The organism is Bacillus cereus group sp. N8 (genome assembly GCF_016483685.1).
Taxonomy (GTDB): domain Bacteria; phylum Bacillota; class Bacilli; order Bacillales; family Bacillaceae_G; genus Bacillus_A; species Bacillus_A proteolyticus.
The window spans coordinates 133,864-147,226 of record NZ_JAEHBK010000013.1 but is presented as its reverse complement, the minus strand read 5'-3'; the positions used below and the strand labels follow the sequence as shown (position 1 = coordinate 147,226).

Below are 13,363 nucleotides of genomic sequence, written 5' to 3'. Positions count from 1 at the left end.
AAAGCTTTCTATTACTTAGGAGTAGCCACGCACTACTTTACAGATGCTACCCAACCTATGCATGCAGCAAATTTTACTGCAATTGATACGAGAGCTATAAAATATCATAGCTATTTTGAAAATTATGTTACAACCATTCAAGATCAATTTGCAGTTAATACTGGAGGGAATTATAACGACTCTCTATCTACACCTGAAGAATGGATTGATTATGCAGCCCGAGTAGCTAAACCTGAAATTCAAAATATCGCTAATGATAAAACATTTAAGTATTACAATAGCGGTAAGGCGCAATTGTGGCAAGAAATGGTTACCCCAGCTGTGCAGCGAAGCTTAGGAGAATCTCAGCGTAATACAGCAGGTTTCCTAAATCTTTGGTTTAAAACGTTTACTAAAAATGTGCAAGCTCCAAGTTTAGAAACTGCACAAATCTATGATATAGCAGGAAATGTTATAGAAGCAGGGAAAAACTATTATATCGTACCAAGTGAATCTCCTTTTCAAGGTCTAACGTTTGAATGGTATGTAGTAAATCGTTACGATTATGTTTTACTTGCAAATAAAAAGAATGATATACAATCTGGTACACCTATGGAATTTGTATTTTACAAAGATAATGATGCAAAGCTACACCACGGTGAAAGCGTATACCTTCGCATGAAGCATTCTAATTATGATCAATATCAATATTTAAATTGGTCCAAATATTCTAGTTGGGTTCACCTTGCTGAGAAATCTGATAGTTTGGCTGACTTTAAAATTCAAATTAACCCGAATAATCCTACAGAATATAATATTTTTACAGATGGTTATCCATTAAATTATGAGAATATAAATGCAGAGAAAAGTTGGATTGTACTAGGTGAAAAAACACAAAAACCTAGCTCATGGAAGTTTGTACCTTTCAGATAACCTAAACACACTCGTTCCTAATCAGAACGAGTGTGTTTTTTATTTTGAGGTATTTGCTTTTCTTAAGTTGTTGGATGTGGGATCACCATACATGCCCATCTACTTAAGAACGGAAACAGTTTGATCAACTTAGGGGGAACAACCTTGTTCAATCAGATGGTAAAAGCTGTACCGAATTTATTTGCGATTGGAAATTTATTGTGCGGTGTTTTTTCAATTACCATGAATATGAGTGACTACTTGGGAGTAGCCTCCATAATCACTTGAAAATCTTTTGTAAAATTTTAATTTTGTCCCTATACGGCGGAAATACAATCCCTAAGTCTATACTTGAGCATTTCTTTAAAATACTTTTACGATGTGTAAAAGTATCAAAACTATGCTTACCATGATAGGCACCGAACCCCGCAGTTCCTACTCCGCCAAAAGGCAAGTGTAGATTAGCCATATGTGACATTGTATCATTGACGCATCCTCCCCCAAAAGAAGTTCGTCCTAGTACTTGTTTTTCAACATTTTTATTTTTAGTAAATACATACAAAGCTAACGGTTTGGGATGGTTGTTAATCATATGAATGACATCATCTAAAGCATTGTACTCCATAATTGGTAAAATCGGCCCGAAAATTTCTTCTTTCATAGCTGCAGCATCCCACGATTTTACTTCAAGAAGTGTTGGTTCAATATATAAATGACTTCTAGATGAATTTCCGCCAAATATTATATAATTTTGGTCTTGTTCTAATATAGAAATAAGCCTATCAAATTGTCTCTCATTGATAATTCGACCATAATCATTGCTTTTTGATACATCTGAGCCATAAAAGCTAGTAATAATTTCTTTCATTTTTGAAATTAGTTTTGCCTTGATAGATTTATGCACAATAACATAATCAGGTGCAATACAGGATTGTCCAGCATTTATAAACTTTCCCCAGATAATACGTTTGGCCGCTATATCAAGGTTAGCAGTGTCATCGACAATAGCTGGTCCTTTCCCCCCCAGTTCTAATGTTACTGGTACAAGATTTTTCGCTGCTGCTTCCATGACAATTTTTCCAACTTGAATGCTACCAGTAAAAAAAATATGGTCAAATGGTGCATGAATCAATAAAGAAGTTATTTCTCTATCTCCTTCAATAACACGAATATATTGCTTATCAAACGTTTCACTTATTATTTTGTTCATTACAGCTGAAACATTTGGTGCATTTTCTGAAGGTTTGAGAACTACACAATTTCCTGCCGCAATTGCCCCGATAAGAGGTTCAATTAATGATTGGAATGGATAATTAAAAGGGCCAACAATTAGCACTGTACCATATGGCTCTTTTATTATGTAACTTTTGGAAGGTGCAAGATGAATAGGTGTTTTTACTTTTTGAGGTTTCATCCATTGTTTTAGGTATTTCATTATAAAATTGATACTGTTATATGCGAAACCAACTTCGGCAGCATATGATTCAAACTCACTTTTGTGTAAATCTTGATATAATGCGCTCAGCACTTGTTTTTCATATTTTCGAATAGAATTTTTCAATTTTTTCAACTGCTTAAGTCGGAATTGAAGACTTCTCGTATGATCATGATGGAAAAATTGTCTATGCTCTTGAATCAGTTGTTGCACATTATCAGCCATTATAAAATCCCTCCAATAGAAAAAAATTCATATACTATGCACATCAATTGTAGAGAGTATTTTAAAACATACTATAAATTTCTAATAATGTGCACTGAAATTATATTCTCAATAAGCAGCTAATATACAAGGTGTGTGATACTTATGTTTACACGGGGAGACAACGCCACATCATTATAAAACCACTATCTATAAAGAAAAAAGACATTATCCTTTCCTATGGTTTCTCAGAAAGAATAACGTCTTTTGTCATTTCAGGGGGGATTTTGTCTTACTAGCTTGATAGCGATGGGGCCCCACCAACAAAACGCTGAAAACATACGCTAAGCAAATTTCGCCATGAAAAAAGCCGATTTTCCCTACACTAAGGTATCATCGGCTTTATTTTATTGAATAAGGGGCTGAAATACTATTCTTTTTGTAGAAGTATTATTAGGAAGGAAGGCGTTTTTGTATGAATCTATCGATTTCTGATGAACCCAACGGATAAGCACCGTTCAGAAATTTATTTTTATATTTTGGATTAGGATGCTATAGTAGTTTCTATTTTAGCACATATATACGACGTCTTTGGCTCTTAAAAACAAGTCATGGTTTCTCTCCTTTATTATTGTGTTGTGTTATATTTGATTGTGAAGTGCATCAAGATTCCTGTAAAGTCGAATATGAATCGTTTTCATGTTTATGTTCTACACGATTCATCGCTTGATATGATTAATTCCATTTATTTGAATGTAACGGTTTTACAAGTGAAATGTATTACCTCCCCCTATTATATATCTGAAATGTACATGTTTTACTACAGGTTCATTACAAAATATATTTTCTCAAAACGTCTTATTTTCAAAATAAATATTTTATTATAGATCTATTATGTTACACTACATGATAGTGTTTTATTCTTGAAAAGATGGTGAAAAAATGGAAGAAAACAAAAAAAGTAAGAGATTTTATGCAGTTGCTTTCCTCGTTTCAACAAGTTATATTTGGCTTTTAATTTTAGGAGCTTACAGTATGGGAATTCCCCAATATAATAATTTACTCTACGGCATACTTTTAATGACAGCTTTTACATTTATTTTTACAATTCCAATTCTTTATATCGGCATTCCATTGGTATATATTGGTTTAGCGCTTGTCTTGCTCCGTATATTCTCTGTAAAGCGAATGTTAAGTTACTATGCTCTATCTTGGGTGGTATTATGGATTACTTTACAGGCCCCTTTATTAATTTATGGACATCATGAAAAAAACTACATATTTAAAGAACAAGTAGAAAAACAACAAATTGTAGAAAAAGTAAAAGCAGCGGTTGAAAAAAAGAATGGTCCTATTAAGATTACAGATATGTTTAAAGATAGTATGCAAGATTGGAATGAAAGTGCAGGAAGCCCTGCTCATCCGAAGTTAAATATTAGATATGAATTAGTAAATTGTGATAAAGGAAAAGAAAAGCGAATCAGTGGATATAGCTGTACATCTACTATCGAGACATACTACAAAGATAAAAAATGGATAGTAGATTTAGATTCAAAAGAAAATGCAAATGCAATGAATATATTAAAAAATAACCAAAAGGCTGAAGAAAAGGAAAAGAAGGAATCCCTGAGCGCTGAAGAAGAAACATTAATTCGTAATAGAGCGGAATTAAAGGCAGTGGAATATTTAAAAGAAGATTTTAATTTGAATTTAACAATCGTAAAGCAGACATTTAATAAGAATACGAATTCCAATAATAAAGCAAACCCTTTATCGTATAAAGTTCATGAAACAATATTTAACGGATATTTGAACGAGGATCTGCATAAAGATGTCACGGTAAGAGTCGAATATGATCCAAACACAAAGAAATACTTTATTCATATGTATAAGTTTGAAATGAGTGATGAATCAGATAAGGAAATTGAAAAACAAATTGAATTAAAAAAAGCAAAAACTAATTAAAAATGAGATATCTGTAGCTTTGAATTTTGTTTATCAAACTTTATTTCAAAGTTACATAATACACCTTATCAAGTTCATTTTATATAAAGTAGTATTCTGGTATGGATATACTTACATACTTCGTTGACTACCTAAGAACAAGCCGAAACATTTACATCTGGATGTGAATGTTTCGGCTTGTTTTTGAATTGAAGAAATGATAATAAAACTCTATTTTGTTATCATTTTTGACAGTTTACTATATAGCAAGGTAGGAGATCAATAATTTGAATCCTAGACATGGTCTGTTAATCTCCCCTTTATACCAATATCCTTTTAAATTACTCTAATAAATGAACTTTATTTTATTTTTATCTTATCTTTACCTTATCTTTAAAATTTTATATTAAACTTTACATCTAAAAGAAAAGATTTCGAGTCTAAAAAAGCAGGGGAAAAGGTGATTATTGCATCTTTTATAAATAACCAACCACCATTGAAAATGCAATTTTTTATACAAGGAGGAGTAATATATGAAGAATAAGAGTAAAAAACAAGTTATTATATTATTTTTTATTAGTATTTTAGGTTTAGGAACAATCATTGGGATACTATATTTTAATCATAAAACTAATATTCATAGAAATAAAGCGCTCGCTACCGAAGAACGTTTATTGCAATATGAGCCCATTATGAAAAAAGAATTAGAAAAATATAATTTAGGAGAGAAAACAGCACTTTTGTTAGGAATTATGTACCAAGAGAGTAGAGGTGAGGGCAACGACCCTATGCAGTCCTCTGAATCACTTGGATTAAAGCCAAATGAAATTCAAGAGATAAACTTGAGCATTAAACAAGGGGTAAAGCACTTTGCTCAAATGTACAAATATGGAACAGAAAAAGGCGTTAGCATGGATACAATTATTCAAAGCTATAATATGGGACCAGGGTATATTGATTTTATTTCCAGTCAAGAGGCTAAACGACACTCAGACGATTCGGCTAAAAAGTTTTCTAAGATGAAAGTTGATCAGAATCCAGACATATACACTTGTGGTGGAAATAAACAAAATTTTAGGTATCCATATTGTTATGGTGATTTCACATATACAACAAAGGTGAATGAAAAAACAAAACTTATTGAAGAACTTCTCCAAAAAAAAATTTAAAATATAATTCGAAAGGTTTTAATGCAAGAACTTAAAGTTACGTGTAAGAAATCTATTAAATTAGGTCGTATTAATCCTCGTATTCCAAAAATAGTATGATTACATACCCATTTGGCTAAGATAAGTTTGGATTGATATAACAAAAACGTTATTCTTTCCAATTTATCTTATCTAGAAAGAATAACGTTTTTTTACTTTTTGGAGTAGTTTTATATCCTTAAGTTAATGGAAATGTAAGATGCACTTAATAGGTTCTTTGAAGGGGATATTAATCTTTATTACTCTGATGGAATGTTTTCTTGAACTAATTCCAGTTCCAACTCATTTTTTGTTTTACCCTTTTTAAATTCATATTGTGTCCCAATTTCAGATTCACTGAACTAATTCAAGAGATACTCCCCTATCCACCAAAGAAATGATATTCGTATTGTCCATTCATGCCATCTTTGACAGCTATAATATTAGTAAGCTTGTAGTTAAGTGAACCATCCCCGTAGTGAACCTCTACTAATAACTGTTCTCGTGACCAAAGAGCATCATAGTACTTTTTAACTCTTTCGTCAGTTCTAATAATAAACCCATCTGCAGTAGACATTTGCTCCTGATAATTCAAAGTTTTAGCTTCAATAAATGAAAGTTCTTCACTATCAACAAAAATCTTTTCAATTTCTTTCGTCACATCCATATAACCTCATCCCCTTTCCTCCAGAATACCATATAAATAATCGTCGACTTATGGGACAAATTTAAAAGATCAGCTTAAAACCAAGCCGACCTTTAGGAGAACCTTACCGATTTTTTCCTTTAACTCTTATCCCTTCCCCTATTACGCAACTAGATTGTTAGGCTATTCGAAAAAATTTATCTATTTTATTAAGCCGGTCACATTTGCTCATACTAAGATTGTAAACACTTATACTAGGATCTGAGCACGTACCAATCTTGGAAAACAACCGTACACGTTGTGTCGTCATCCCCGAAAGCAATGAATGATGTATATAAAGTGAAGTGTAAAATAAATGAAACGTATTAGTAAATCATTCATTGCGTACAGGTGATAGAAGTCAGGAATAAGATAAATTAAAGTGAGTTTTCTCCTCACTTTTTTCTTTTGAAGCGTGATGTGAAAATAATTGTAATTCATCAAATACAGAAATAGACATACAAAAACGCCACCCTTTCCTATAATTCTACAGAAAGAATAGCGTATTTTTTGTATTTTGTTTTGTTAGTTTGATAGCAATGTGGCTATGCCCTTCTAAGGGGGCCTTTTTATACTGCAGGTTCTGTTGGAGCTGGTTGAACAGGAGTTACTTCCCCGCCATCCATGTCATCATACCTCATAGATTGATTCATAGATTGATTCATAAATTCACCAATCATTTTTTGCAACTCATCCATTGGGACAATGTTCTTTTCAGAAGTATCGAATGTGAATTTGATAGGCTTATCGATAGATTTAATATCAGAATTAATATTCATATCAAATTTAATTGTTTCTTTTTCGTCTTTAGAATTTTCTGCTTCGACATGAATTGCTGCATCTTGTTTTTTAATCGTTGTTCCATCCATTGTATAAATTAAAGAAACAGATGATTTATCAAGATTTGCATCTTTTAATTTTTCCTTAAAGTCTGCAATTTCTTGTTTTGTTCCAGTGAAGTTTTTCATTGTAGACATTTCATCAAATACCTTTTCAATCACTGTTTTTAAATCTTTACCTGTTAATTTCACAGTATATACATCTTTTTCTTTTGTAAATTTGTCTTCAGGAAGTGCTTTGATTGCATCTAATAACGCTTTCTGCACTTTCTCTTGGATTTCCACAGATTCTTTTGTATCTACTTCCCCTAAATCTTTCATATCCATTTTGATAACTTTTCCTTCTAGAGTAGAAAAACTATCACCAGGAACGCCAGCTAATTGTAATAATGATTTTACATTATTTGCTTTTACATATAAAGCCTTTTTCCCTTCATCCATAAACATTGGAATCGATATATCCATTTTCATTCCATCTGTTTTAATATTTGCACCAATTGTTATTTCATCTTTTTTTGCATCTTTATCTGTTTTTGAATCAACTGTAAATGATATGTTTTTTAACATATCAATTGCCGCTTTATCTTCTGTTTCCATATCTTTCGCATTAGAATCGAATTTAAAAGAAATTGAACCACTTGATTCCATTTGTTTTGCATTCAAAATGTTTTCTGTTGAAGAAACAACGGTTTCTTTTGCAGATTTTCCACACGCAGATAAAGCGAAAAGACTTAAACTTGCTGCAACAACTAATCCTATTTTACCAAACTTCATAAAATCACCCTTTCAACTCATTAACATATCAATCATAGCATGAAAAATAAAAAATAGTAATATTTGGATAGAAAAATATTACTACTCAGCTACCTTCTTGATTTGAGGGTTTCTTATTTTCTGTATCTTTTAGACTTCCCTTTTTTCCGTTAACACTTGAATTATCAAGGTTAGGAGGTGCTTTCGGACAGAACTATGTACCAACAATGCGGAATGAAAAAAAACTGTCTACTAATAAACGGATTTCAGAGAAATTACTTTCTTTATTCAATAAAACAAATGATTATAAGCGGATAAAAGAAAAATTTATAGGAAAAACATTAACATTTGTACCCGACCATCTCATAGTCAGCAGGCTTAGTATATTATAATATCGATTCCTTTTATAATGAATTTACATCCAGGAATACATATTACTAGGTAAACGGTATCCTAGGTGCTTGATTCCTTATATCCTTAATTATCAAAATAAAAGATATCATCAAGAAAAACTACACAACTTCTGAATCGAATTAAGGAGCCTATTATGGTTCCTTTTTCTATTCAAAATAAAAAAGCAGCTGTTAAGCTACTTTGAATTCTCCTTATCCCCAAATGAAATGATATATATATTCTCCCGTTACACGTTCATTAATTCCAGCAATCCTAGCGAATCTCATTAAGTCCGCCCCTTGAAGAAAATACACCGAGATCGTAACTGGTACTTGTGACCACATGAATTGATAAAGCTCATTCACTCTCTGATTCGTCGAAACGATTAAATCATTTACAGGTCCATGATTCCATGCAGAGGTTTGAACTGAAGTGAACGGAAGGCCTTTCCCATTAACCACTATTCTTGCCACACTTTGAGTTATGTCCACAACAATCCCCTCCACCATTACAAAAATTAGACCTGTTTCTATACTTATATTCTTGATTAATAATAAATGTTTAAGGCAAACCCCTATTTCATTTCTTTTCAAAAACAATTTATTTGATAAAATAAAAAAGCAGCGGATTCGCTACTTTAAAGTAAATTAAACTATTCCTTTTTCTTTTGCTATTTCGTACAAAACCGTACGACTAACTCCTGTTTCAGTACATATACAGGGTTGCACGAGCAACATCAAACATCTCACATACTTCTACTTTCGTTTTACCAGAAGCAAGCATTTCCATCATGCCTTGAATTTGTTGAGGAGTATGAGCCTTCTTTCTACCGCCTTCTCTTCCTCTTGCCTTCGCAGCAGCTACACCACTAATAACACGTTCATTAATTACTTCACGTTCCATTTCAGGCATTTAATAAGTATAAATTTAGAAAACCCATAAACAAAAAAAGAGTGCTGTGAAGAAACGCACTCATTCAAAGGACTTTACCAATCCTTACGCTTATCACAATCACAGTCACGATCATGATTACGTTTACAACGACATTCATCACAATCACAGTCGCGGTCACGTCTACAACGACGGTCATCACAATCTCTATGTCTGCGTCTACAGAACATTAAATCATCCCAAAATCTATTACAATCTCTGCAATGTCTGAAATTACAATTACATCCCATAAATATGATTACCTCCTCTTAACTCTTGGATTCCTCATATTCTATGCTAAAAAACAAAAACAGCTTGTTTACTAGTCTATTTTCTGTATTTTAAATTAATAATATTATTATCTAATCTTTAAGTCTCAAATCTATTTCACCCCTTATCTTTCCTTAACAACAAACAAGACGCCACCCAGATCACGCGGTAGCGCCTATGATAATTGCTATACACTTAATCAAACTCATTTATTCTCACATCATTTATTTCTTTGCTTCCATACCCCATTCTCTTTACGATAAGTATTCTTGCCATTCATGAAGTCAGCTGTATTGCCGGGAATGCTATATTTTTTATTTTTCATTTTCTTTTTCTTTCTTTTCTCTTTAGACTTTTCCAAAATAATTTGTTGTAGATCTGCTCTCCATTGCTTTAAGCGTTCTTTTTCTCGCATCTTCACTTATACCCCTAATGAAATTTATATATGTTCATATCAAATATACATCTAGAATTAAATCAACGAAAGGGGTTACAAATATTTATCAACTTAGTTTAAGTGTATATTTCAATTCAAATGTCCATTTTATTCAAATTTAAAAGAGCACCCGCCATTAGGTACTCTTCAACAAATAAGTATGGTGCTTCGGGTTTCACCTCATATGATTTCTCTATATTAAAATCGAGAATTTGAGGTTTAGTCACTTAACAATAGTTTTTATTTAAAACAGATAACTGATTAATAATCCTGCTGATAATAAGAAGCCAAAAATCGTATTTGTCATCGCTGTTGATTTCATTGCTATGCGCATATACCCGGGATCCTTTTCCCCTTTTTGGAAACTTCGAATTGCAGAGATTGGCTTTTTCAAACCTAGGAACATAACTAATGCCCAAGGGCTTATATAACCCATCAATACAATTACGGTAATCCATAAATAAGCAATGAAAAAGGCTACAGCTAGTGTTACTACAGCTTTCTCTCTCCCAAGGAGGATTACCAATGTCTTTCTTCCACCTTTAATATCTTCTTCGATATCTCGGATGTTATTCGACATGTTGATTGCACCGACTAAAATTCCAATTGGAACGGAAATCAATACACTTTCAATCGTTATAGTATTCGTTTGAATAAAGAAAGCAATGAGTACAAAACATGTTCCCATTAGCAATCCAGAAACTAATTCTCCAAACGGAGTGTACGCAATTGGTAATGGACCACCTGTATATAAATAGCCAACCGCCATCCCAATTAAACCGATAACGACTAACCACCAGCTGCTATTCATACAAATATAAATGCCAATAAATGCTGCTACTACATACAATAAAAGCGCAACTGTTAACACATTTTTTGGTTTCAATCCATGACGGACAATTCCACCACCAATTCCAACAGAATCAGCAGTATCTAATCCGCGTTTGAAATCATAGTACTCATTAAATAAATTCGTTGCTATTTGCAATGCTAAACATGCAACCATCATCGCAATAAATAAAAGCCAATCAATTTCGGCAACATACAGTGATGCCACTGTCCCTAAAATTACAGGAGAAAACGTCGCCGTTAATGTATGTGGCCTCGTCATCTTCCATATTAATTTAGCGGAACTAATTTCTTTTTCATTCCCCATAACTCTGTTCAATCTCCCTACATTTTAAGTATAAATTACTAGCAGTATCTTTCTATCTATTTTCTGCTGTACATCTACTATATCAAAAAAAGGATTGGTGATAGAACTGTAATGCTCTTGCTTGTCCCCCTATCACTCTTGAATTAAGTTTTTCAACAAAAGGCCCGTTGCTCACATTCGAACAACGGACCTTTTTTATATGAACCAATTTAAAACATCCTCAGTAATCTCTTCTGGTCTATCCCAGTGCATTAAATGTCCTGTATCTTTATAAAGCTTAGTTGTAATATCAATATACTTCTTAAATTCCGCAATTTGCAATTCTCTTATTTCTAAATAATTATCTGGAAGATCACAATACAATAATAAAATATCGCTTTTAATTTTATGAGATTTCAATGTTTTATACACCGTATATTGAAACTTAATTACACTTCGAGCGGTATCGCCAGTAGCATGCCATTTCACTTTACTATCTTCTTCTCGCATTAAATCATAAACCGCGCGTTCTATTAATGGTGACCATCTGCTATAAACCATTTTTTCTGATTGGATGAATGCTTCTTTACTGTCAAAAATATATTCATCAAAATCTTTTTCATAATGAGTGATTTCTTCTTCTAATGATCGCGGTAGACACTCCCCTTCTTTCGAATCTTTATATAGCTTCGCAAAATAATCTGCATTCATTTTACCATGATGATAACCACCATCTAACAAAATCATTTTATTAACTTTTTCTGGACATTCTGCTGCATAGTGAAGTGCAACGCTTGCTCCCCATGAATGTGCTAATGTATGAAATGTTTCTTTTCCTATCTGCTCCAGTAATGCTACTACCCAATTTGTTAAATGGAATGCACCGTAATCTTCATCCTTCTCAAAACTTGGTGTTTTCCCATGTCCAGGTAGATCAAATGATACAATATGATATTTATCCTTTAAAAGTTCCGCTATTTCTATAAAACTTAATTTTGTACTTCCTAAACCATGAAAACAAATGATTTGAGGTTTACTTTTATTTCCCCATTCACAAACACTTGCTTGGTATTCACCAAATTCTACAAAAAAGTGATTCATTTTTAATCTCCTCTAATTATTAGATGTAAATTAGTTCCAATTCAAAATTGTTTTTTCAGAATAAATAAATTCAACAAAATTATCCAAATCCCTTTTTCGCAAATGATTTTTATAGAATACGAGAGTTAGAAAGTACCAAACACTTAACTTCATGTATATCGATGCGAATTCATTTAAGTTAATGGTTAGACTACATCTTCACGCCTATGAAATTAATATAGTTTAATAATTATATTATTCGTGATTCTTGTACTATTGTTTCATCCTCTTTAGACGCTGTCACAAAGGAAATAAAGTGAAACTTTATTCAGCCCTCACCAATCGGGCGTTTACGGGCAGCCCGGCTCCCACCTAACTTCTTTGCATTCACTGAATTGTGAGGTGGGGGTCTTACTGCCCGGCAAATAGCGGGATAAAATTAGGTTATATTCAGCCAAATTATTAACCATAGAAAGTTCATACATAGAAGAAAGAGCCTACTTGTATTAAGTTGGCTCTTTCTCTTTTAAAATATCTAATACACTCTACAGCAAAAAATATGATTCAGCGAATAAAAAATTACTTCCAAACAACCCCTCGCCTTTCATATTCCATTCTATATTCAACAGCAGCTGCAATTTTGGAGCTTGCGAACTTTTCAGTAATCCAAAGACCTAAATCGATTCCTGAAGTAACTCCCCTTGCAGTAATAATATCGCCTTGATCCACAATTCTGTAACGAAGAAGTTCTGCACCGTATTCACTCATTTCATCCTGTGCCAAATAGTGCGTCGTCGCCTTTCGACTATTCAATATACCTGAGGCAGCTAGTAGCATACCTCCTGTGCAAACTCCAGCAACAATTGTTCCTTCCTTGTGCATCTCTTTAATCATTTCGGTCAAGGTACCAATCTCTGCTTGCTTTCGTGCGCCATGTTCGGCTTTATGATTCCAGCCACCACCAGGTACAATTAACAAATCTGGACGATTATCCATTCGTAAAAAATCATTTAGTTTAACCGTAACTCCAAACGAAGTAGTAACTTCTTGCTTTGGTTCACTTGAAACGAATTCAACCGTAAGTGAAGCCCCTTCTTCTATCGCTCTTTTGAGTACCTCAAACGGTGCGAAAGAGACAAGCTCTCCGAAGCCATCAAACAATACAATTTGTATTTTCATTT

At 32.9% G+C, this 13,363-nt stretch carries 13 protein-coding genes and 1 pseudogene; 4 read left to right on the top strand and 10 right to left on the bottom strand.

Translation table 11 applies throughout. The features are described 5' to 3' along the window. The coding region (locus JDS80_RS31560) for a zinc dependent phospholipase C family protein (RefSeq protein WP_242477388.1) at positions 1-912 on the top strand (912 nt) is incomplete at its 5' end. Between the two features lie 144 nt (positions 913-1,056). Beyond that, positions 1,057-1,170 (top strand): annotated as a pseudogene (locus JDS80_RS19225) (CDP-diacylglycerol--serine O-phosphatidyltransferase); the annotation flags it as partial. A gap of 1 nt (position 1,171) precedes the next feature. Here the strand turns inward: JDS80_RS19225 and JDS80_RS19220 are convergent. Next, positions 1,172-2,551 (bottom strand): aldehyde dehydrogenase, encoded by a 1,380-nt coding sequence (locus tag JDS80_RS19220; RefSeq protein ID WP_199639724.1) that lies wholly within the window; start codon positions 2,549-2,551, stop codon positions 1,172-1,174. Between the two features lie 921 nt (positions 2,552-3,472). Between JDS80_RS19220 and JDS80_RS19215 the strand changes: the two genes are divergently transcribed. Then, a complete protein-coding gene (locus JDS80_RS19215; RefSeq protein WP_199639722.1) occupies positions 3,473-4,495 on the top strand; it encodes a hypothetical protein in 1,023 nt (340 codons plus the stop codon). Positions 4,496-5,007: 512 nt separating this feature from the next. Further along, complete coding sequence (locus tag JDS80_RS19210; RefSeq protein ID WP_071746595.1) at positions 5,008-5,643, top strand: lysozyme family protein; 636 nt, start codon at positions 5,008-5,010, stop codon at positions 5,641-5,643. A gap of 400 nt (positions 5,644-6,043) precedes the next feature. Here JDS80_RS19210 and JDS80_RS19205 read toward each other — a convergent pair whose 3' ends face one another. The 9 genes from JDS80_RS19205 to JDS80_RS19170 form a co-directional block, all read right to left on the bottom strand. After that, positions 6,044-6,328 carry a hypothetical protein gene (locus JDS80_RS19205; protein ID WP_071746594.1) on the bottom strand — a complete coding sequence of 95 codons (285 nt, stop codon included), beginning with the start codon at positions 6,326-6,328 and terminating at the stop codon, positions 6,044-6,046. Between the two features lie 587 nt (positions 6,329-6,915). Then, positions 6,916-7,959, bottom strand: coding sequence for a hypothetical protein (locus tag JDS80_RS19200; RefSeq protein WP_199639720.1), 1,044 nt, complete (start codon positions 7,957-7,959; stop codon positions 6,916-6,918). Positions 7,960-8,543: 584 nt separating this feature from the next. Next, positions 8,544-8,840, bottom strand: a complete 297-nt coding sequence (locus JDS80_RS19195) for a hypothetical protein (protein WP_242477387.1) — start codon at positions 8,838-8,840, stop codon at positions 8,544-8,546. Between the two features lie 196 nt (positions 8,841-9,036). After that, entirely contained in the window at positions 9,037-9,234 is a 198-nt protein-coding gene (locus JDS80_RS19190) for a helix-turn-helix domain-containing protein (protein WP_242477386.1), read from the bottom strand. An 83-nt stretch (positions 9,235-9,317) separates the two neighbouring features. Next, positions 9,318-9,512 (bottom strand): hypothetical protein, encoded by a 195-nt coding sequence (locus JDS80_RS31555; RefSeq protein ID WP_242477385.1) that lies wholly within the window; start codon positions 9,510-9,512, stop codon positions 9,318-9,320. Positions 9,513-9,751: 239 nt separating this feature from the next. After that, the gene (locus tag JDS80_RS19185) at positions 9,752-9,946 is read right to left on the bottom strand and encodes a hypothetical protein (RefSeq protein WP_071772410.1); all 195 of its coding nucleotides are present in this window, start codon (positions 9,944-9,946) and stop codon (positions 9,752-9,754) included. Between the two features lie 265 nt (positions 9,947-10,211). Continuing rightward, positions 10,212-11,123: a 1,4-dihydroxy-2-naphthoate polyprenyltransferase gene (gene menA / locus JDS80_RS19180; RefSeq protein WP_071772411.1), complete on the bottom strand. Its 912-nt coding sequence runs from the start codon at positions 11,121-11,123 to the stop codon at positions 10,212-10,214. 195 nt (positions 11,124-11,318) lie between these two features. After that, positions 11,319-12,203: an alpha/beta fold hydrolase gene (locus JDS80_RS19175; protein WP_199639718.1), complete on the bottom strand. Its 885-nt coding sequence runs from the start codon at positions 12,201-12,203 to the stop codon at positions 11,319-11,321. Positions 12,204-12,761: 558 nt separating this feature from the next. Then, positions 12,762-13,361, bottom strand: coding sequence for a DJ-1/PfpI family protein (locus tag JDS80_RS19170; protein ID WP_199639716.1), 600 nt, complete (start codon positions 13,359-13,361; stop codon positions 12,762-12,764). Positions 13,362-13,363: the final 2 nt, after the last annotated feature.